This window comes from Winogradskyella psychrotolerans RS-3 (genome assembly GCF_000427335.1).
GTDB classification, from domain to species: Bacteria; Bacteroidota; Bacteroidia; order Flavobacteriales; family Flavobacteriaceae; genus Winogradskyella; species Winogradskyella psychrotolerans.
This window is the reverse complement of the sequence record NZ_ATMR01000089.1, coordinates 126,404-148,620: the sequence shown is the minus strand read 5'-3', so window position 1 is coordinate 148,620 and position 22,217 is coordinate 126,404. Positions and strand designations below refer to the sequence as shown.

Here is a 22,217-nt window from a genome sequence, read left to right as displayed (position 1 = left end):
CTCGGTACTTTCAACAAAAGCGATTGCTTTTATTTCAATAATCCTCAAGGGGACAATTTATAGAAAAATCCTTTTTAGAATATAATTTTATTTTTTATTAAAAATTAAACCTAAATTTTAATAGGAACACAAGGCGTCTTACTTCTTAATTTTAGAAGTAAAGCGGTCTTAAATCTGTTTTTTGTCTATTTTCTAAAAAACGTTGCTTCAAATGTAGAACTATTTCCCACATTATCTGTTACAATTATTTTTAATTCGTTCTTGGTATCTTTAACGATATTATCATTAAAATCGTGTGTAAGGGTGTCTGTTTTATAATCATATTCCATTAAAATCCACTGCCCATTAACTGTTGCTCTGTATTTACTAATACCTGTAAGTTTGTCATCAATCTTCAGTTCTAGATAACGATAATTACTTATCCATTTTTTATCCGTAAAATTAATCGGTGTTATCGTTGGAGGTTCAGTGTCTATGGCTAAGGCATAAGTTCCTAAAGATTTACTTCCTGCTGATAGGATATTACCTTTTCTTGAGGTAGACACATAATATGGCTTTTTGTAATTACCATAAAACCTTGCAATATATAGTTTGTCTTGGTGCTCTGTTTTATAATTGCTTAAGTCGTAATTAATATAAAAGTTTTTCTGCATGGCGATGTTGTCATCACCAAGAAAAAGGGTGTCAGAACTCACTCTAAAATCAATATAAGAATCATCATATACCGTATTTTGATAGAAGTCTACAGTAATGTTTCCTGAGGTTAATTTAGTAGCGCTATCAGTGCTAACCAATGATTTTTTTGAAACATCTAAAATACTGTCTTTCTTAATCGTTTCAAGTTTTCCGTCTATGGGTATTACCACCCAAGATTCATTTTGGTGGTAATCTCTTATTCTTACTTTATATACAGATGAAGTACTGTCTTTTACTTCAACATAGCCGTTATCATAAGCATCTTTATAAATGCTAAGAGGATTATTTTTTTCAATAAAAAGTTTCTGAATTTTAGCTTTCTTTCGCACATAATACTCGTAATCAACCATGCGCTTTATGTGTTTGGTTTCCTCAAAACTAATGCGCTTAAAATCAATTTCTAAACTTTTATTCTCATTAAAAAATGTTTGAATATTACTAACACCATTGTTGTTAGGTGCTAAATCTTGCTTATCAAAAGAAATTACTCCAAAACCAACATTACCATAAGCGGATATTTTCTCAACAGCATAGTCACCGGTTTTTTGAGGAATTAATCGTAACGGAACGCGCTCGTTTTTTCCATTGATGATAGCATTTTTATCTTTCGGATAGGCAAACACACCAGAAATATAAGGAGCCTTAGAGTCTTTAACTTCCATACCAAACAATAATGGATTCATTGGACGTTCTTCATTATCTCGTATTTCAAAATGGAGGTGAGGTCCACCAGAACTCCCCGTATTACCCGAAAAGGCAATGACTTCATCTGGCGTAATTAGAAGTTCTTCAGTATGTGGAAACACTTCGACTTCAAAACTTTCTTTATCGTATTGACATTGCTTTATATAATCTTCTAAACGTTTTGAGAAGGCCTTAAGATGTCCGTAAACTGTAGTGTAGCCGTTTGGATGCGTAATATAGATGGCTTTTCCGTAGCCAAAATGAGAAATCTTAATCCGACTGATATAGCCTTCTGCCGCAGCATAAACTTTTAATCCTTGTCTTTGTTGTGTTTTTATATCTAATCCACCATGAAAATGTGTAGATCGTAACTCTCCAAATGTGCCAGAAAGTACTAATGGAATATCTAAGGGATGCCTAAAATAATCTTGAGGATATTCGGATTGTCCATGTAGTGAACATGTTATTAAAAAAAGGAGCAAAAATTGTTTCATAAAATCAACTATTACAGCTAAAATATCAATTTGATTACGATTTTCAAATTCTAAAACCGTATTATTTTCATTAACGGTTTAATTCCGTTGAACTTATAATAATAAAAAATAAATGTAAAAGAATTGTATTTTTTCATTAGGTATGTTAACTTTGTTTCAACAGTATTGAATTGCTTTAATGAGTAAAATAGAAGACATTGTTGATGCGTTAGAGAATAAAATCAGTAAGATTTTACACAAGCAAGAGGTTTTAAAACAGACCAACGCTAAACTCTCAGATCAATTAGAACAGCAACAACAAAGGCTTCTAGAGCAGCAAGAAGAAATTTCTGCTTGGGTAGAAAAACATGATACACTCAAAATGGCAAATTCAATGCTCGGTAGTGACGAAAATAAACGAGAAACGAAGCTCAAAATAAATGCACTTATTAGAGATATTGACCACTGTATAGGACAATTATCAGAATAATATTGTAAATTTAGATTATAATGTCAGAACAATTAAAAATTAAACTTTCTATAGCAAATAGAGTTTATCCATTAACGATAAACCCAAGCCAAGAAGAAGGTTTACGTAAAGCCACAAAAAAAATTGAGGCTATGATTGGACAATTTGAGCAGAATTATTCTGTAAGAGATAAGCAAGATGTTTTGGCCATGTGTGCCTTGCAATTTGCCGCTCAAGTAGAGCAAAAGTCAATAGATAAAGAGTATGTAAATGAAGAAGTACAGGAAAAGCTTGAAGCTTTAAATGAACTTTTAAATCAACATATTTAACTCGTACGTTCTTTTAAATACATAAGGTTACTGCCTACATTAGTTACATTTTTTGATAAACTCAACGATCAATTCTTTAAAAAGGGTGAGTTTAAGTTGTAAAATCGTGCTGTTAGTGCTGAACTCGTTTCAGTATCTTAGACAGATTTTTGATCAGCTTGTTAGCCCTAAACTTGTTTTTAAGGAGTTTATACAAAACCGATAACTGATGTAGGCTTTTTTTATACACTAAACTAAATAATGAACATGGACACTAACACAATTATATATATTGTTGGAGGAGTAATATTAGGAGTAATACTAGGATATATAATCGCTAAATCTTTAGAAAAAGGAAAAGCTTCAAAAATAATAGAAAATGCAGAACGAGAATCTCAATCGCTTTTAAAACAAGCAAAATCAGATGGAGAATCGTTAAAAAAGGATAAAATACTACAGGCTAAAGAAAAATTTATTGAGCTAAAATCAGAACATGAAAAGGTGATTTTATCTCGCGATAAAAAAATGGCTGAAGCTGAAAAGCGCATTAGAGATAAAGAATCTCATGTCTCTAATGAACTTAGTAAATCTAAGAAGTCTAATCAATCGCTTGATGATAAAATAAAAGATTATGATTTTAGATTAGAATTCCTTGATAAGAAACAAGAGGAAATAGAAAAGGCGCATAAGAGCCAAATAAAACAATTAGAAGTTATTTCTTCATTATCTGCTGAAGAGGCTAAAAGTCAATTGGTAGAGTCGCTTAAAGAAGAAGCCAAAACAGATGCGATGGCTTTTATACAAGGCCATATAGAAGAAGCTAAGTTAACAGCGCAGCAAGAAGCTAAGAAAATTATAATTAACACTATTCAACGTATTGGAACCGAAGAAGCAGTAGATAACTGTGTGTCTGTTTTTAATATTGAATCGGATGATGTTAAAGGTAGAATTATTGGTAGAGAAGGTAGAAACATTAGAGCTATCGAAGCTGCAACAGGTGTTGAGATTATTGTAGATGATACACCAGAAGCGATTATCTTATCTTGTTTTGATTCTGTAAGACGTGAAATTGCACGTTTATCATTACACAAGTTGGTAACTGATGGAAGAATACATCCTGCAAGAATTGAAGAGATTGTAAAGAAAACCGAAAAGCAAATTGAGCAAGAAATTATAGAAGTAGGTAAACGTACGGTTATCGATTTGGGAATTCACGGTTTACACCCTGAGTTAATAAAAATGGTAGGGCGTATGAAATACCGTTCGTCTTACGGACAAAACTTACTACAACACTCGCGTGAAGTTGCTAAACTTTGTGGAGTAATGGCGGCAGAATTAGGCTTGAACCCTAAGTTAGCTAAACGTGCAGGATTATTACATGATATCGGAAAAGTACCATCGTCTGAAGTAGATGTTGAAACTCCACACGCTATCCTAGGTATGCAATGGGCTGAGAAGCATGGTGAAAAACCAGAGGTTTGCAATGCAATTGGAGCACACCACGATGAAATTGAAATGACAACGTTGTTGGCACCAATTATCCAAGTGTGTGATGCTATTTCTGGGGCGAGACCAGGAGCAAGACGCCAAGTTTTAGATTCTTACATACAGCGTTTAAAGGATTTAGAAGATGTTGCCTTTGGGTTTACAGGTGTAAAGAAAGCTTATGCGATACAAGCAGGTAGAGAATTACGTGTTATTGTAGAAAGCGAAAGAGTTACTGATGAGAGAGCGGCAAGTTTATCGTTTGAGATTTCTCAAAAAATTCAAACAGATATGACGTACCCAGGACAAGTAAAGGTTACAGTGATTAGAGAAACTAGAGCAGTGAATATTGCTAAATAGTAATCAACATATATGAAATAAAAAATCCGGTGTTATACCGGATTTTTTTATGCCTTATTTTAAGCGAACTAAAATGTAAAATCGCTATTGATTCCTTAATTAGAGTTCTTTTTATTTTTGAAGGTTATAGAAAAAGCCGTGCCTTCGTTTAGTGTGCTTTCCATTAAAATCTCCCCTTGTAAAGCTTCAACTTGCGTTTTTGTAATGTATAAACCAATACCTCTAGAATCTGATCGCTCAGTACCATGAAAGGTTTTATACATTTGAAATATTTGATCTTTATACTTCTTCATGTCAATACCAATACCATTATCAGAGATAAGAATTTTAACAGAATCCTTAGTGTGAATAGATTGAATGACGATTTGAGATTTTTTATTTGGATCTGAATACTTAATACCATTAGAAATCAAATTATAAAACACACTTTCTAAATAAGATCTATTCGTTAGCATTGATTCATCTTTCCGCAAAGCATTGTGTATGGTAACCCCTTGTTTGTCGCTATCTATTTTTAGACTTTCAATAATTTTATTTGTAAAGTCATGCAGATCCACACGTTCCTTAAGTTGACTAATATTAATTTTAGATTTTATACTTACAATATCATCCAGATCGACTATCGTTGTGGTTAAAGATTCTGATATAGATTTTAAATGCTCAACAAGTTCTATTTTCTCAGTTTCCGAACTAGCTTCGTCATAAAATTCTAATATGTTTTTAAGATTCCCTATATGTGTTTTTAAATTGTGAGAAACAATATGGGTAAAACTATATAGCCGTTTATTTTGGCTCGTTATAAGCTGTAAGTTGTTATTAAGTTGTGCTTCCTTGTCTTTAGAATTGGTAATGTCTGTATGTGTACCAATAATATGAGAGGGTTTACCTTTAGAATCTCTTTTTACAACTTTTGCTTTATCTAAAATCCATTTGTAACTACCATCTTTACATTGAATACGGTATTCGTTTTGGTATAATTCAATATGCCCTTTTAATAGAGACTTAAATTCGCTATAGTAGGCTTCTTTATCATCTAAATGCACTTTACTGTCCCAAAACTCAGAGGTGTTTTTTAGTTCACTATTCGAATATCCAATAATTTGCTTCGACTCTTTTGAGTAAAATACTTTGTTGGTAAGAATGTTCCAATCCCAGAGGCCAACATTAGATAATTCTAACGCTATTCTGTGCTTCTCATCTTCTAGTGTCGGTTCGGAGGTTTCTCGGGTTTTATAAAAGGCTGACCTGTAATTTCTTAAATGTAGATTTGGGAATTTCATCATTTTTCTCTTTGTTTTAAGACACCAAAGCAATCCGATTGTCACAAAAATAATGATGTTTTTTTACATTATGTTCTTGGGTGATACTTATTTAATATGTCGCTTAAATGAGAACGATCGACATGCATGTATATTTCAGTGGTAGTAATGCTTTCGTGACCAAGCATCATTTGTATAGCTCTAAGATCTGCACCGTTTTCTAATAAATGTGTCGCAAAGGAATGCCGAAAGGTGTGTGGTGATACATTTTTATGTAATCCGGTTTTTTCTACAAGTTGTTTTGTAATGGTAAAAATCATGGCTCGTGTCAGTTTTCCTCCTTTGTAGTTTAAAAAGACGATGTCTTTAGAATGGGGTTGTACATCAATATGGTTTCTAATAGCAATCCAGATGTTAATGAATTTTTGAGTGGTTTCACCAATGGGCACAAAACGCTGTTTGTCTCCTTTACCAGTAACTTTAATAAAGCCTTCTTCAAAAAAGAGATCCGATATTTTTAATTCTATTAATTCGCTAACGCGCAAACCACAACTATATAAGGTTTCGATAATAGCTCTATTGCGTTCTCCAAGATTGACTCCATTATAGTGGTGACTTAAATCTATGGCTTTAATGAGGTTGTCAATATCTGAAATCGATAATGTATCGGGCAGCTTTCTACCTATTCTTGGGGATTCTATTAAATCTAAAGGATTTGTGGTTCTGTAGTTTTCAAAAATTAAGTAATCGAAAAAATTACGAAGCCCCGAAATTAACCGTGCTTGCGATCTTGGATTTAGGCTTTTTGATACGGAATAAATAAAATCTTTAACCGTATGAGTGTCTATGATAATAGGTGATACTTTAATAGCATGCGTTTCAATATATAGTATGAGCTTTTTAATGTCGTAACTATAATTTTCAATGGAGTTTTTAGACAATCCGCGTTCTATTCTAAGATAGTGTTTGTAATCCGTTAGTGCTTGCTCCCATTTCATGGTTAAAAATAGTAATTTGCGATATATAAAGGTGTAAAAGCGGCATGTATTTTATCTTGCCTTTTAGTAAGACGGGTTAATAATTCAAATCGATAATTAACTAGATATATTAAAGAGGCAAATCGCCTCTCTTTTTTTTGTGAATAACAGCTTATAATGGTTATAAAGATATCTATGATTTTTAGTTAACTCTAGGTTATTAATTGAGATAGTTATGAAATTTTTATATTTTAGAAATGAGGTAATTAGCCTTTTTCTTGGCTGAAACACTATTAATATCGTTGAAATACATGATATTTTAACATAATTAGGATTTGTACTATGGGAGTAAAGTCTACTTTTGTCGACCAAATTAATTATCAAATTTAAACTTAAATTATGAAAAAATTATTGTTTACAGCTGCAGTTGCAGTATTAGGATTTACAAGTGTAAGTGCACAAGAAGAAGCTAAGACTTTTGGTTTTACTGAAGGTGATATCTTCATTGAAGGTATGGTTGGTTTTAACAGTACAAATGATAAAGAAATTGAATTAAAGTCTAATAGCTTTAATGTTAGCCCAAAAGTAGGTTACTTTATGAGCGAAGATTTAGCTATTGGTGGTATGTTGTCTTTCAATTCTTCAAAAACAGAAGATAATGGTGTTGATATTTCTGAAAGAAATGGTTTTGGAGTAGGTGTATTTGCACGTTATTACTTTTTAGATTTAGGAGAGCGTTTTAAAACTTATACTGAATTTGGAGTTGCTTACAATAATGATAAAGATAAATTATCTGACGTAGCTTTCAATTCTGTTAATGCAGGTTTAGATTTAGGTATCAATTATTTCGTAACTGAAAAAATCGCTTTAACATTTGGTTTAAAGAATGTATTATCTTTCTCAACTGAAAAAGGTGATTACGATGGAGCAGAAGCTACTTCAAACTTTAACTTAGGTTTTGGTGATGTTGCTAACCCATTTGGTGGTAATGCTGCTTTTGGTATCTTATTCAAGTTATAAGACACAAAACAATTTATTATATTAAAAACCGAAGCATCTGCTTCGGTTTTTTTATGCGCATATTTTATATCTTTACTACATAAAACGAGCATGCTGAAAGTTTCGTCTCAAATGAAATGTTTAATAGCACAGAGCATGTGACGTTAATTAAAAATAGAAAAATCATATGAAAAAAATAATTATCATAAACGGTCCTAATCTTAATCTGTTAGGTAAGCGCGAAACCAATATATATGGTAATCTCACATTTATGGAGTTTTTTGATTCAGTAGTAGAAAAGTATCCTAATGTGGCTCTAGAGCATTTTCAGTCTAATATAGAAGGTGAGCTTATAGATAAGTTACAAGAAGTTGGTTTTACTTACGACGGGGTTATTTTAAATGCTGCAGCTTACACACACACGTCTGTTGGTATTGGTGACGCCGTTAAAGCTATTACAACTCCAGTTGTAGAAGTGCATATTTCTAATACATTCTCAAGAGAAAAATTTAGACATAAGTCGTTTATTTCTCCTAATGCTAAAGGAGTTATTTTAGGTTTTGGTTTACAGAGTTATGAGTTAGCTATAGAGAGTTTTACTTCTAATTAACGCTTACTGTAATAATCTCAAAGAATTAAGAACTGTAATTTTGAAACTATTTAAATTGATTTGCATGAAGATTCTTATTAAAATCCTATTAATTTTTAGTCTTATAAGTAGCTCGTTTGGTGTTCAAGCTCAAACTGAATTTGGTATTAAAGGTGGACTTAATTTCACCTTTTTTAAAGTGGTTGAATCTAATTTTGGAGAGACTACAGATGTACAACTAGGATTTTATGCAGGTGCCTTTGCTGATTTTGAAATAGAAAACGATTTTCATTTACAACCCGAATTACTTTTTATAGGTCTTGGCGATTTTAATTTTTTGAATGCTCCCATATATTTAAAATACAATATAGACGAACGTTTTACTATTCTCGTTGGTCCAAGTATCAATTATTTCTTCGATTTTTTTAATGCTAAACTTAAAGTCAGAGCCGATTTGGGATTTGCTTATAATTTTACTCCAAAAGTAGATTTACACATGAAATACACCATCGGTTTTGAAGAAATTACTCCTAATGGATTGTTTTTAGGTTTGGGGTATAGATTATAAATTCCACTATTTTCTTCAATAGAGTTAATGATTTTAGTCATTGAGTTGATGGAACTATTAAACATTTCCGATTGTTTTTTAGGTAAATATTAAAACTTGTTAAACTGCTGTTAAGCCTTATTGTTACTGCTGTTTTGGCTATTAGTTTTGTTGTTTTAAACCCAATAAAACAATCATAAATTATGAAGAAATTAATAGTTTTTACAGGAGCATTTTTATTTGCATTAACATCAGTTAGTGCACAATCAGATTCAAAAACTGTTCAGCTAGGAGCCAAGGGAGGTGTTAACTTTTCTAAGCTTACTGGTGACGATTTTGATGATGTAGATTCAAGAACAAGTTTCAATGTCGGTTTAATTGCAGAAATTCCAATTTCAGAGCGTATTTCATTTCAGCCAGAGGTATTTTATTCAGGACAAGGTTTTGATATCTTAGAAAGAGATCAGGATAATGTTTTTGATACCGATCAGAATGTAGAATATCAATTAGACTATATTCAAGTACCTTTATTACTTAAAGTGTATTTAGTAGAAGGATTAAGTGTAGAGGCAGGTCCACAATTTGGATTCAAAATTCATGAAGAATTTGATTCGGAACCAAATTCTGATGGTGGAGATTTTGAAATTGATGAAGATGATTCTTACGTTAAAGATTTTGACACAAGTATAGCTTTAGGAACCTCATATAAATTTGATGGTGGTTTCTTTGTAAGTGCACGTTACACTATGGGCTTAACCAGTATTTTTAAAGACGATACCTTTTTTGAAGGAGTAGATGGAAAAAATGAAGTATGGCAATTTGGTGTCGGATTTATGTTTTAATCAACAACCATAAATAAGGATATAAAAAAAGTTCCAGAATTATCTGGAACTTTTTGTTTTTTACAGCTAAACCTTTGAATATAATAGAAATGCTATCCTTCTAATTTGGTAAAAATAGAAGCATAGGTTTTGGAGTAGGCTACACGATTTTAGTATCAGTGAAAGGCCATTATTCGAAAAGAGATTAACAGCGGTGTTAAAGTTCCCTTTTTAACTTTAAATTACGTATTAAGATTATTTAACTAATTTATAACTAAGCAGTTGTTTGATATAATTGAAAAATGAGCTATTTTTGATAGTGCTATAACTATTGACGCCATGACATTTTCTTTAAAACACCAGATATGCCTTATTACTTTTTTAAGTATGTATCTAATGTCTATGACACCATGTTTTGGACAGCAGAGCTCACAATTTGCTACCTTTCAAGAAGATTTAGCGTCACAAAATTGGGATTTAGTAGTTAATGGGATTTTCTTAACTAAAACTGTTTCTTTTACCGCAAGTCAGTTTGAATTTTTAAATGCTGAAGCGAGCTTAATAGAGGTTCCTTTGTTATTTAAAGTGAAGATATCAGAAAAATTGAGTCTTCTGTCTGGTGCTAAAATAGATTTTTACAAAGTACAACAACGTCTGTCTTCTGATGTAGGTGTTTCAATATCTACGGGCTTACAATACGATATAAATAAGAATGCTTTTATTAATGCAGGGTTTAATTACCAAATAAATAACACAGGTTATGGTTACAATTATAACTATGGCAATAATTCTAGCTTTATTTTAAAATCCGGACTTAAGTTTTAAATAAAAAAATGCGATTCAAAATTGAATCGCATTTATAATATATTGAACCATCCGAGTAAGAAATCCTTCCTAAAGGGAAGGTTGGAATGGGCTTATAAATGAATTACTTCATCATAGGCAGCTGCAACAGCTTCCATAACAGCTTCACTCATTGTTGGGTGAGGATGCACTGTTTTTAGTACTTCATGTCCTGTAGTTTCTAATTTACGACCTAAAACAGCTTCTGCAATCATATCGGTAACACCAGCACCAATCATATGACAACCTAACCATTCACCGTATTTAGCATCAAAAATTACTTTTACAAAACCATCTTTTGCTCCACTAGCACTTGCTTTTCCAGATGCTGAGAATGGAAATTTACCAATCTTCACATCTAAGCCTTGTTCTTTAGCTTGCGCTTCAGTTAAACCAACACTTGCAATTTCGGGTGAACAATATGTACAACCAGGAATATTACCGTAGTCTAAAGCCTCTACATGCTGACCTGCAATTTTTTCTACACAAAGAATACCTTCAGCAGAAGCAACGTGCGCTAATGCTTGCCCTGGAGTAACATCTCCAATAGCATAATAGCCAGGAATGTTAGTTTGGTAGAAATCGTTAACCAAGATTTTATCTCTATCAACAGCAATACCTACGTCTTCTAAGCCTATGTTTTCAATATTAGATTTAATACCAACAGCAGATAATACGATATCGGCTTCTAATACTTCTTCTCCTTTTTAGTTTTTACGGTTGCTTTAACACCAGATCCAGAGGTATCAACTGAAGTTACTTCAGCAGATGTCATAATCTTAATGCCAGATTTTTTAAAGCTACGCTCTAATTGTTTAGATACATCGTCATCTTCAACAGGTACGATTTTGTCTAAATATTCTACGATAGTTACGTCTGTTCCTAAAGAATTGTAGAAATAGGCAAACTCAACACCAATAGCTCCAGAACCTACAACAATCATCTTTTTGGGTTGCTTTTCTAAAGTCATCGCTTCTCTGTAGCCAATTACTTTTTTACCGTCTTGTGGTAAACTTGGTAACTCACGAGAGCGCGCTCCTGTAGCAATTATAATATGATCAGCAGAATATATAGTTCCGTCAACATCAATCTTCTTTCCAGTCTTTAGTGTTCCAAAACCTTCAATAACGTCTATTTTATTCTTTTTCATTAAGAATTTCACACCATTACTCATGCCTTCAGCAACACCACGACTACGTTTTACAACAGCGCCAAAATCGTGTTCAGCACCAGAAACTTTAAGTCCGTAATCTTCAGCATGTTTAAGGTATTCAAATACTTGAGCAGATTTTAAAAGCGCCTTTGTTGGAATACAACCCCAATTTAAGCACACACCACCAAGGCTTTCTTTTTCTACAACAGCAGTTTTAAATCCTAATTGCGATGCTCTAATTGCAGTTACGTAGCCACCAGGACCACTTCCTAATACTATAATATCGTATTTACTCATGGGTAAGTTTTTTATTGAATTTTTGAAGTTACAAAAATAACAAATTCCAAAAAGAAAATGCCAAATTCCAAAACGTTTAAATTGCCATAAGTGTTTTCTGAGTTAATATTTGAGGTTTGTGGCTTATTATTAGGGGATTACAACTATAACTCATCTGTAAAATGCGTGCGACGTTTGTCTTGTTGAAACTTATCGGTATTATAAATTTTAGACTGTCCCTTGGCTATAGATAACGATTGCCATTTAGCGCCTTTTATAAATTTGCCAATAAACACTATCTGACCTACGTGATAGGCATAATGCATCATTTGTCTGTTGATAGCTTCAGTTAAAGAATGGCCTTGATTTCTTATGTAAACCGCTTTATCTAAATCGGATGATTTTAAAGGCTTAAGGGCTATGAATAAGCAGTCCCAACCTTTATTCCAATTGGCTAGTAATTCATCTTTAGATTTAAAGTCATCATTAAATTCGTCATCGCGTTGTCTCCATACTTTTTCACCATCTTCAGTTAAAAAGTTGGTCCAGCGACTCAACATATTACCAACAAGATGTTTTACAATTATAGCTACGGAATTAGAGTCTTGAGCAAACTCTTTTTGTAAGTCATTAAAAGAAAGTTGAGCTATGGTTTTATCACCAAGAGATTTATAGTATTCAAATTGTTTGATAACACTGGGTAAATAGGACTGATCCATAAGATTTAATTTAGTCCAATAAAATTAGCGATACAACATCAAATAAACTATAATTTGTAATAGTTTGATGTTATATCGCTATTTATAAATCTGGAAACTCATTTTCAAATTTAAGCGAACTAAAGATCGCTTTTAGAGTTTTTAGTTTGTGCCTTTTCGTCTTTATGAGAAACGCATAAGTAACCCTTGAATAGCCTTAGTTATTGAAAATGGAATTTAGTTTTTGCTAATTAACCTTCAGCGGGAACAAATTTTAAAGCCACACCGTTAATACAATGACGTTCTCCTGTGGTGTCTTTTGGCCCATCACTAAAAACATGTCCTAAGTGACCTCCGCAAGTGGCACAATGCTCTTCATCTCTTGTGTAGCCAATTTTAGTATCTGTGCCAAAGGCAACATTTCCTTCAATGACACGATCAAAACTTGGCCAGCCTGTACCTGAGTCAAATTTATGCTCACTTTTAAATAAAGGAGTGTTACAAGCAGCACAATGATAAACTCCTTTTCCGTAGTTTTTATCTAATGGGCTAGAGAATGGACGTTCTGTTCCTGCTTTTCGTAAAACGTTATATTGAGCATCGGTGAGTTGTGCTTTCCATTCGGCTTCAGTTTTTGTAATCTCAAAGGTTTCTTTTACTTTGGTTTCATTTTTCTGAGCCGAGCTGTTACAGCTAAGAAATAAACCAATTATTGTTAATAGTGCTATTTTTTTCAAAATCTAAATTTTTTAAAATTGTTGTTTATTGGTTGAGTCGTAATTAGGTTTTATTCATTACGAAATGAGAGATATTTTTATTTTAAATTACATTCAAAATAACCTTGACTTTATTTTAATTATTGTTAAATTTAACAGCAACAACAATTAATGAATAGATATTTAATGAAAATTATACATATAAGTGCAGAATGCTATCCAATAGCTAAAGTGGGTGGTTTGGCTGATGTTGTCGGTGCTTTGCCTAAGTACCAAAATGAAATAGGTGCTCATAGTTCTGTTATAATGCCTTTTTATAACAATAAGTTTACGCAATCACATAAGTTTACTTCCGTTTATCAGGCAAATTTAAGACTGGGTAACCAAGAGCTGCCTTATAATATTTTAAAAAATTGAAGATCCTACGGTTTTAGATTTCGATATTTTCTTTGTTCACGTTGGAGATTTGCTTTACACAGAGAAAGTATACACCGATAATGATACTAATCGCTTTTTAGCGTTTCAAATAGCCGCTTTAGATTGGATTTTAACTTTAGAGGAAAAACCAAATATTATTCATTGTCATGATCACCATACAGGTTTAATTCCTTTTATGGCTCAAGAAAGTTATAAATATGAATCTTTAAATAAAATACCTGTTATAACTACAATTCATAATGCACAGTACCAAGGCTGGATGGCTTATGATAACTTGTATAAAATACCAAGATTTAACATTGAAAAAGTAGGGTTAATAATGTGGGAAGGCATGATTAATCCATTAGCTGCAGCAATAAAGTGTGCTTGGCGTGTTACAACAGTATCACCAAGTTATATGGAAGAATTAAAATATAATGCCAATGGACTTGAATCTTTATTATCTCATGAAAACTCTAAAGCCATTGGGATTTTAAATGGTATAGATTCTGATGTGTGGAATCCGGAAACTGATAAATACATCATTAAGAATTATAAAAAAGCGACGGTAGAAGCGGGTAAAAAAGAGAATAAAAAGTGGTTGTGTTCTCAGTTCAATTTAGACGAAAGCAAACCTTTATTTGCCTTTATTGGCCGTTTAGTAGGAGAAAAAGGAGCCGAACTTTTGCCTTATGCACTTGATTATGCCTTACGCTCTAAAGATATCTCAGTCATTGTTTTAGGTTCTGGCTCTAAAGAAACCGAAAAACAATTGTTTGATTTAATACCTCGCCATACCGGAAATTATAATGCATTTATTGGTTACGATGAAAAACTCTCACATATCATATATGCTGGCGCAGATTTTTTACTAATGCCATCTCGTGTAGAACCTTGTGGGTTAAATCAGATGTATTCCTTACGATATGGAACTGTACCAATAGTACGACGTATTGGTGGACTAAAAGATACTGTAGTTGATATCGGAGACCATGGTTTTGGCATTTGTCATAATGAAGTTTCGGTTCAAGATATAGTGCTTTCAATTCATAGAGGAAAAGAATTTTATAACAATCAAAAGGAATTTAAAGCCAATAGAAAACACATAATGAGCATAGACCATTCTTGGAAGGTCTCTGCTAAAGCCTATATAAATTTATACAAATCAATCAACTAAGGAATTCACGCTAATCTAAAAACTAAATATGAGCTATGATAAACGATAAAGTATTGTCAATTATACTAGGAGGAGGCCAAGGGTCTCGATTATATCCATTAACAGAAAAACGTTCTAAGCCAGCAGTCCCAATTGCAGGTAAATACAGGCTGGTAGATATACCAATCTCTAACTGTATTAATTCGGATATGAAACGTATGTATGTCTTAACGCAGTTTAATTCAGCCTCTCTAAATAGACATATTAAAAATACATATCATTTTAGTTTTTTAGTTCTGCATTCGTAGATGTACTTGCTGCGGAGCAAACTATAAAAAGTGATAAATGGTTCCAAGGAACAGCTGATGCCGTTAGACAAAGTATGGATCATTTTTTACAGCATGAATTTGAGTATGCACTAATTTTATCTGGAGATCAATTGTATCAAATGGATTATAATGACATTATTCAAAAGCATATAGAGAGTAAAGCTGATATTTCTGTTGCAACATATCCTGTTAATGCAAAAGATGCAACGTCTTTTGGGATTTTAAAGTCTAATGAAGAAAATGTTATTACATCGTTTATAGAGAAACCATCTTCAGATTTATTAGTTGATTGGAAATCTGATGTTGGAGAAGAAATGCGAAAGCAAGGTCGAGAATATTTAGGATCGATGGGCATATATGTTTTCAATAGAGAGTTACTAATTAAGCTTATGGCAGATGAAAGCACTGTAGATTTTGGAAAAGAAATCATTCCACAGTCTATCAACAAGTATAAAACCGTGAGTTATCCGTTTGAGGGGTATTGGACAGATATTGGAAATATAGATTCATTTTTTGAAGCTAATATTGGACTAACTGATGATATACCTCAATTCAATCTTTACGATTCTAAGCAACGCGTATATACTAATGCGCGTATACTTCCTACTTCTAAGATTTCAGGTACTAGCTTAGATAGAGCTGTAGTTTCAGAAGGCTGTATTATTGGAGCAGCTAAAATAGAAAAGTCTGTTATCGGCATTCGTTCACGTATTGGTAAAGATTCTACGATTATTAATACCTATATGATGGGTAATGATGATTACGAATCGTTAGAAGGAATTCATCAAAATAATACTGAAATTCTAGTAGGAATAGGTGAGCGTTGTTTTATTAAAAATACAATTATAGATAAAAATGTTCGCATTGGGGATGATGTAAGAATCAATGGAGGTCCTCATCTTGAAGATACAGAAACAGAGACCTATGTAGTCAAAGAAGGTATTGTGGTCATTAAAAAAGGTGCAGTAATCCCTAAAGGTTTTGTACTTTAACCTATGGGAGAAGTCATAGCACACAGTCGTTTTACAGATTTTGATATTAATCTATTTAAATCTGGAAAGCATTATCGTTTATATGAAAATTTTGGTTCACACATTACGACTTTAGATGGAGTAGAAGGTGTATACTTTGCGGTTTGGGCTCCTAGTGCTAAAATGGTATCTGTAATTGGCGACTTTAATTTTTGGACAGAAGGCGAACACAAACTTAATGTCCGTTGGGATTCTAGCGGAATATGGGAAGGATTCATTCCTGGTGCAGGCAAGGGCAGCAAGTATAAATACAAGATTCTAAGTAGTAATAACGATATAAAAACTGAAAAAGCAGATCCTTATGCTAGGCGTGCAGAGCACAATCCTAACACGGCATCAATCGTTTGGGATGATAACTATAAATGGAAAGATACAAAATGGATGAAAAAGCGTAAAAAGAACAACGCTTTAGACGCACCGTTTTCTGTTTATGAAGTTCATTTAGGGTCTTGGAAAAAGAAAATTGAAGAGAATCGTTTTTTGTCTTACGTAGAAATGGCCGACGAATTAGTTAGCTACGTAAAAGATATGAACTTTACACATGTGGAGCTAATGCCAATAATGGAGTTTCCGTATGATCCTTCTTGGGGTTATCAGGTTACGGGCTACTTTGCACCAACATCGCGTTTTGGTTATCCTGAAGAATTCAAATTATTAGTTGATAAATTACACCAAAACGATATTGGTATTATCCTAGATTGGGTACCGTCGCATTTTCCAGAAGATGCGCATGGACTTGGTCTTTTTGATGGTTCTGCACTTTATGAACATCCAGATAAACGAAAAGGCTATCACCAAGATTGGAAGAGTTTAATTTTTAATTACGGTCGTAACGAGGTCAAATCATTTTTAATTAGTAATGCTATTTTTTGGTTAGACCAATATCATGCAGATGGTTTTAGAGTAGATGCGGTAGCATCAATGCTGTTTTTAGATTATAGCAGAGAAGATGGTGAATGGGAACCAAATATGTTTGGTGGACGAGAAAATTTAGAAGCCATGTCATTTTTAAGAGAAATGAACGAAGCGGTTTATTCGGCTTTTCCAGATGTACAAACTATAGCAGAAGAATCCACAGCATTTCCTATGGTTTCTAAACCTGTATCTATTGGAGGTTTAGGTTTTGGTATGAAATGGATGATGGGTTGGATGCATGATACGCTTCAGTATTTTAGTAAAGAATCGGTGTATAGAAAATTTCATCAAAATGATTTAACGTTCTCAATGACTTATGCTTTTACAGAGAATTTTATGTTACCGTTAAGTCATGATGAAGTAGTGTATGGCAAAAGTTCTATGTTAGGTAAAATGCCTGGCGATGAATGGCAACGTTTTGCTAATTTAAGATTGCTTTATAGCTATATGTTTACCCATCCTGGAACTAATTTATTATTTCAGGGAGCAGAATTTGGGCAAAGCGGTGAGTGGGATTTTAAAACTAGTCTCGATTGGCATTTACTACAATATGATCCTCACCAAGGAGTGCAACAATTAGTTAAAGACTTAAATGCACTTTATGTAAAAGAACCGGCCTTACATCAAAAACAATTTGAAGCAGAAGGTTTTGAGTGGATAGATTATGGTGATTCTGAAAATTCTGTATTTACCTATATTAGAAAAGGAAATGAAGAAAAAGACGATGTTATTATTGCTTGTAATATGACTCCGGTTCCTAAAGAAAATTATAAAATTGGAGTTCCTCGGAAAGGAAAGCTGAAGGAGATATTTAATAGTGATTTAAAAAAATACTTTGGTACTGGTCAATACAAAAATAAAATAAACAAGACCAAAGCGGATGCTTGGCATTTTAGAGATAATTCGGTAGATATCGATATTCCTCCTTTGGGAATGGTTGCTTTTCGGTACGCGAAGTAAAATGAAAAACAAGTAATTATTATTAAGACCTTTCTGGTAAAAAATATCAGAAAGGTTTTTGTTTAAAATAAATTAACAAATGATAAAGGTGAAAAAGGAATTTATCTTAAAATATGGCGTTCCTAGCTTGGCTGTTATCATTGTTGCTATTCAGTTATGTTTAGTTCACTTTCAGGATTTGAGTAGGTGGAAAGGCGGAGGTTTTGGTATGTATACAGAAATCCATTATTTCTATAATCAAATTCATGTTTCAGGGATGTCTGTCGATTCTTTAATTAAAGATGATCCTAGTATGAGATCTACTTTGGGGTATTTAATGCTAATGCCTAATGATAAAAACATTAAAAAAGCTGCAGAATTGGTGCTCAAAACAACACATAAAGATAGTGTTTATTTGCAAATTTGGAAACCGATAGTTAATTCTGAAAACGGTTTGTATAAAAAGGTTTTAGCTAATGAAATTCATTTGAAAAAATCAGAATTGTGAACTATTGGTCAGCCATAGAAATTAAATTGAAAGACCAAATTGCTTTAGCGTCCCAGCTGTTGCTTTTTATGCTAGGATCTTATGTTTTTATTTTAGCAGAAGAACATAAGTTGTGGAAAATTCTTGTCCTTTTTTTCGGACTTATTGCATGGCTTTTCTTTCGCAATAAAACGAAGCATCCTATAATTTGGATAGTCTTTTTTGTGCTTCTCACCATAGATCTTTTTTACTCATATTTTTGGGTTGCTAATCATCATTTTATGTTAGTTTTTATGGTGCTTTCGGTGATTCTTTTTAGCTATCATAAACAAAGTGACATTCTTTTAAAAAACATCCAGTTACTTTTAGTAATTGTGCTGTTGGCTTCAGTTATGCAAAAAATAACATCTAAGCAGTTTATGAGTGGGGATTTCTATTATCACGCTATTAATCTAGGTGGATTATTTAAGTTTTTCTTCACTATTTTTCCTGAGAGTTTAGAGATTGCAAAAAGCAACTCTGAAAGCTTAACGACTTTGAAAGAGTTAAATCCCAATCTTACGGAACATATCGTTTTAAAAGATGTTTTTCCTAACCTTAGTTTTGTTAGTCGTGTTTTCGCTTGGCTTACTGTAATTTTCGAGTTTTTGGTTGCTGTCGCGATATTATGGAAACCTAAGAAAATAGGGACGCATATCATTTTTATTATCCTACTTTTTGGTATCCTATTTACAAGACTCGAAACAGGTTTTGTTTCGTTATTAGCTATAAGTGGCCTTTATTTATGTAAGAACATTAAGCTGAAACTGTTATATGTTTTAATTATTTTAGGCTGTATCACATTGATTATTACTAAATTTGGGTACCATTGATAATATAATCACTTGCTTATTATTAGTTTAATCTGGCTTTTTAGCAGTGTTTTAAAGTTAATAAATCGAAGAGGTTTTGCTTTACGAATACCGTTAAATACCGCTTTAAAATTCATATAATCGCAAAAACTCATGTCGAAAACGATATAGTTAACAACAATTACCAATAACGAGAATTAAGCCTTTCAAAAGTTTAAATTTTCCGTTTTTTGTTGGTAATTTTGACAAAAAATTAACCTATGATTGTAAATACTGAATTAGAAAATAAAGGGAATTTGTTTCCTTCAAAAATAATAGATTTTAAAAAGGACGTTGATAAACTTTATTTTACTGCGGATAATGATGTTATTCTAGAATTAACTGTCGTTAGAGATAGCTTATTTCGTTTTAGATATACAACCGTTGGAAATTTTGATAATGATTTTTCTTATGCTATTACTAAATACGCAAGTATAGGTTATAACAAATTAGAGATAGAAGAGAAAACGGATCATTTTGAAATACTGACATCCAAATTGCGATGTAAGATTTCTAAAGATGATATGAGAGTCTCTATTTATGATGCCATTGATGGTATGCTTATTAATGAAGATGAAACTGGTTTTCATTGGGAAGAAAGTTACGAGCATGGAGGAAATATTGTTAAGATGAGTAAAACCTCTAACGATGGTGAGAGTTATTACGGTCTTGGAGATAAACCAAATCACCTAAATCTTAAAGGAAAGCGTTATAGTAATTGGGTTACGGATTCGTATGCTTACGGAAAAGATACAGATCCTATATATAAAACGATTCCATTTTATACAGGGTTGCATCATGGTAAAGCTTATGGGGTTTTCTTCGATAATACGTTTAAAACATCTTTTGATTTTGCTCAAGAACGCAGAAACGTTACTAGTTTCTGGGCACAAGGAGGCGAAATGAATTATTACTTTTTCTATGGTCCTAAAATGATGGATGTTGTAGAAAGTTATACTGATTTAACAGGAAAACCACATCATTTACCGCCACTTTGGGCTTTAGGTTTTCATCAGTGTAAATGGAGTTATTACCCAGAAAGTAAAGTAAAGGAGATCACATCAACGTTTAGAAAACTTCAAATTCCATGTGATGCTATTTATTTAGATATCGACTATATGGAAGGTTTCCGTTGTTTCACTTGGAACAAAGAGTATTTCCCAGATCCAAAACGTATGGTTAAGGAATTATTGGATGATGGATTTAAAACTGTTGCTATTATTGATCCAGGAATTAAAATTGATAAAGACTATTCTGTATTTAAAGAAGCTTTAGAAAATGATTATTTCTGTAAACGGGCAGATGGTGATTATATGAAAGGTAAAGTTTGGCCTGGAGAATGTTATTTTCCAGATTTTACAAACCCTAAAGTGAGAGATTGGTGGTCTGGATTATTTCAAGAATTAATTGAAGATATCGGTATCAAAGGAGTTTGGAATGATATGAATGAGCCTGCCGTTATGGAAGTGCCAAATAAAACATTCCCAGATGATGTGCGTCACGATTATGATGGCAATCCTTGTAGTCACAGAAAAGCTCATAATATTTATGGCATGCAGATGGCAAGAGCAACCTATCAAGGGTTAAAGAAATATTCATACCCTAAACGTCCATTTGTTATTACACGTGCTGCCTATTCTGGGACACAACGTTACACGTCAACTTGGACAGGTGATAACGTCGCAACTTGGGAACATTTATGGATTGCAAATATACAAGCGCAACGTATGGCAATGTCTGGTTTCTCATTTGCTGGTAGTGATATCGGTGGATTTGCGGAGCAGCCACAAGGAGAGTTATTTACACGTTGGATTCAATTAGGAATCTTTCATCCGTTCTTTAGAGTACATTCTTCTGGAGATCATGGAGACCAAGAACCTTGGGCTTTTGACGAAGATGTAACGGCGATTGTAAAGAAATTTATTGAAATTAGATATCAATTATTACCATATTTATATACTGCTTTTTGGAACTATACAGACCATGGGAAACCATTATTAAAGTCTTTAGTACTGTATGATCAAGAAGATGTACAAACACATTACAGAACGGATGAGTTTATTTTTGGAGAACAAATATTAGCTTGTCCTGTTTTAGAGCCAAATGCTAAAGGTAGACGTATGTATATTCCGCAGGGGAATTGGTATAATTTCTGGACAGACACCATCATCAAAGGAGGTAAAGAAATGTGGGTCGATGCAGATATTGATAGCATGCCAATTTTTATAAAAGAAGGAGCGATTATTCCTAAATTTCCTATTCAGCAGTATGTTGGTGAAAAGGAAATCACTGAGGTTACTTTAGATGTGTATTATAAAAAAGGTAAAGAAGAAAGTGAACTTTATAGTGATGCTAATGATGGTTTTGATTATACAAAAGGACGCTATAGTTTAAGAAATTTTAAACTGACAGGGAAATCTAGTGAATTAATAATCAACCAACACAAAGAAGGAAAGTTTACAACACCTTATCAAACTTTTAATATTCAATTTCATGGTTTACCATTCGACATTGTAGAGGTTCAATTAGATAATGAGAAAATAGCTCATAAGAGCTTAAGAGTTAATGGAGTGGAGTCTATTGTTGTAGATAAGAACTTTTCTGAGCTACATATAATAGGGATTAAGTCAAATTCATAGTGACCATTTACTTATTTTAGTGTCCTATTGATACTAAAACACAGGAAAAATAATTTTAATG

At 32.8% G+C, this 22,217-nt stretch carries 19 protein-coding genes, 1 other RNA gene and 2 pseudogenes; 16 read left to right on the top strand and 6 right to left on the bottom strand.

Going from position 1 to position 22,217, the window contains the following annotated elements; genetic code table 11:
* Positions 1-185: 185 nt before the first annotated feature.
* On the bottom strand, positions 186-1,874 hold the full coding sequence (locus ADIWIN_RS06575) for a M23 family metallopeptidase (RefSeq protein ID WP_040756667.1): 1,689 nt from the start codon (positions 1,872-1,874) through the stop codon (positions 186-188).
* 178 nt (positions 1,875-2,052) lie between these two features.
* Here ADIWIN_RS06575 and ADIWIN_RS06570 point away from each other — a divergent pair, with 178 nt between their 5' ends.
* From ADIWIN_RS06570 to rny, 4 genes are all read left to right on the top strand, one after another.
* Positions 2,053-2,343, top strand: a complete 291-nt coding sequence (locus ADIWIN_RS06570; protein WP_020897947.1) for a coiled-coil domain-containing protein — start codon at positions 2,053-2,055, stop codon at positions 2,341-2,343.
* Between the two features lie 20 nt (positions 2,344-2,363).
* A complete protein-coding gene (locus tag ADIWIN_RS06565) occupies positions 2,364-2,651 on the top strand; it encodes a cell division protein ZapA (protein ID WP_020897946.1) in 288 nt (95 codons plus the stop codon).
* Between the two features lie 59 nt (positions 2,652-2,710).
* Positions 2,711-2,841: non-coding RNA, 6S RNA (ssrS, locus tag ADIWIN_RS19980), on the top strand.
* A gap of 56 nt (positions 2,842-2,897) precedes the next feature.
* Positions 2,898-4,475, top strand: a complete 1,578-nt coding sequence (gene rny, locus ADIWIN_RS06560) for a ribonuclease Y (protein ID WP_040756666.1) — start codon at positions 2,898-2,900, stop codon at positions 4,473-4,475.
* 95 nt (positions 4,476-4,570) lie between these two features.
* Here rny and ADIWIN_RS06555 read toward each other — a convergent pair whose 3' ends face one another.
* Both ADIWIN_RS06555 and xerA read right to left on the bottom strand, forming a co-directional pair.
* A complete protein-coding gene (locus ADIWIN_RS06555) occupies positions 4,571-5,758 on the bottom strand; it encodes a PAS domain-containing sensor histidine kinase (RefSeq protein WP_020897944.1) in 1,188 nt (395 codons plus the stop codon).
* A 65-nt stretch (positions 5,759-5,823) separates the two neighbouring features.
* On the bottom strand, positions 5,824-6,732 hold the full coding sequence (gene xerA / locus ADIWIN_RS06550) for a site-specific tyrosine recombinase/integron integrase (protein WP_020897943.1): 909 nt from the start codon (positions 6,730-6,732) through the stop codon (positions 5,824-5,826).
* Positions 6,733-7,110: 378 nt separating this feature from the next.
* Here xerA and ADIWIN_RS06545 point away from each other — a divergent pair, with 378 nt between their 5' ends.
* The 5 genes from ADIWIN_RS06545 to ADIWIN_RS06525 all read left to right on the top strand — a co-directional run bounded on the left by ADIWIN_RS06545 (position 7,111) and on the right by ADIWIN_RS06525 (position 10,492).
* Positions 7,111-7,731: an outer membrane beta-barrel protein gene (locus ADIWIN_RS06545; RefSeq protein ID WP_020897942.1), complete on the top strand. Its 621-nt coding sequence runs from the start codon at positions 7,111-7,113 to the stop codon at positions 7,729-7,731.
* A 166-nt stretch (positions 7,732-7,897) separates the two neighbouring features.
* Complete coding sequence (gene aroQ, locus ADIWIN_RS06540) at positions 7,898-8,320, top strand: type II 3-dehydroquinate dehydratase (RefSeq protein WP_020897941.1); 423 nt, start codon at positions 7,898-7,900, stop codon at positions 8,318-8,320.
* A gap of 64 nt (positions 8,321-8,384) precedes the next feature.
* The gene (locus tag ADIWIN_RS19485; RefSeq protein WP_020897940.1) at positions 8,385-8,867 is read left to right on the top strand and encodes a porin family protein; all 483 of its coding nucleotides are present in this window, start codon (positions 8,385-8,387) and stop codon (positions 8,865-8,867) included.
* 182 nt (positions 8,868-9,049) lie between these two features.
* Positions 9,050-9,688 (top strand): porin family protein, encoded by a 639-nt coding sequence (locus ADIWIN_RS06530; protein WP_020897939.1) that lies wholly within the window; start codon positions 9,050-9,052, stop codon positions 9,686-9,688.
* A 375-nt stretch (positions 9,689-10,063) separates the two neighbouring features.
* On the top strand, positions 10,064-10,492 hold the full coding sequence (locus ADIWIN_RS06525; protein WP_152487227.1) for a hypothetical protein: 429 nt from the start codon (positions 10,064-10,066) through the stop codon (positions 10,490-10,492).
* Positions 10,493-10,584: 92 nt separating this feature from the next.
* Here ADIWIN_RS06525 and lpdA read toward each other — a convergent pair.
* The 3 genes and pseudogenes from lpdA to msrB all read right to left on the bottom strand — a co-directional run bounded on the left by lpdA (position 10,585) and on the right by msrB (position 13,374).
* Positions 10,585-11,960 (bottom strand): annotated as a pseudogene (lpdA, locus tag ADIWIN_RS06520) (dihydrolipoyl dehydrogenase).
* Between the two features lie 143 nt (positions 11,961-12,103).
* Positions 12,104-12,658 carry a DUF1572 family protein gene (locus ADIWIN_RS06515; RefSeq protein ID WP_020897935.1) on the bottom strand — a complete coding sequence of 185 codons (555 nt, stop codon included), beginning with the start codon at positions 12,656-12,658 and terminating at the stop codon, positions 12,104-12,106.
* 230 nt (positions 12,659-12,888) lie between these two features.
* Complete coding sequence (gene msrB, locus ADIWIN_RS06510) at positions 12,889-13,374, bottom strand: peptide-methionine (R)-S-oxide reductase MsrB (RefSeq protein WP_020897934.1); 486 nt, start codon at positions 13,372-13,374, stop codon at positions 12,889-12,891.
* A gap of 150 nt (positions 13,375-13,524) precedes the next feature.
* Between msrB and ADIWIN_RS21785 the strand changes: the two genes are divergently transcribed.
* From ADIWIN_RS21785 to ADIWIN_RS06480, 7 genes and pseudogenes are all read left to right on the top strand, one after another.
* Positions 13,525-13,770, top strand: coding sequence for a glycogen/starch synthase (locus ADIWIN_RS21785; RefSeq protein ID WP_020897933.1), 246 nt, complete (start codon positions 13,525-13,527; stop codon positions 13,768-13,770).
* Positions 13,771-13,819: 49 nt separating this feature from the next.
* Positions 13,820-14,947, top strand: a complete 1,128-nt coding sequence (locus ADIWIN_RS06505) for a glycogen synthase (protein WP_020897932.1) — start codon at positions 13,820-13,822, stop codon at positions 14,945-14,947.
* Between the two features lie 35 nt (positions 14,948-14,982).
* Positions 14,983-16,247 (top strand): annotated as a pseudogene (locus ADIWIN_RS06500) (glucose-1-phosphate adenylyltransferase).
* Between the two features lie 3 nt (positions 16,248-16,250).
* Complete coding sequence (gene glgB / locus ADIWIN_RS06495; protein ID WP_020897929.1) at positions 16,251-18,161, top strand: 1,4-alpha-glucan branching protein GlgB; 1,911 nt, start codon at positions 16,251-16,253, stop codon at positions 18,159-18,161.
* Between the two features lie 79 nt (positions 18,162-18,240).
* A complete protein-coding gene (locus ADIWIN_RS06490) occupies positions 18,241-18,648 on the top strand; it encodes a hypothetical protein (RefSeq protein WP_020897928.1) in 408 nt (135 codons plus the stop codon).
* Between the two features lie 371 nt (positions 18,649-19,019).
* Entirely contained in the window at positions 19,020-19,499 is a 480-nt protein-coding gene (locus ADIWIN_RS20315) for a hypothetical protein (RefSeq protein WP_152487226.1), read from the top strand.
* A 239-nt stretch (positions 19,500-19,738) separates the two neighbouring features.
* A complete protein-coding gene (locus tag ADIWIN_RS06480) occupies positions 19,739-22,156 on the top strand; it encodes a glycoside hydrolase family 31 protein (protein ID WP_020897926.1) in 2,418 nt (805 codons plus the stop codon).
* Positions 22,157-22,217 lie beyond the last annotated feature (61 nt).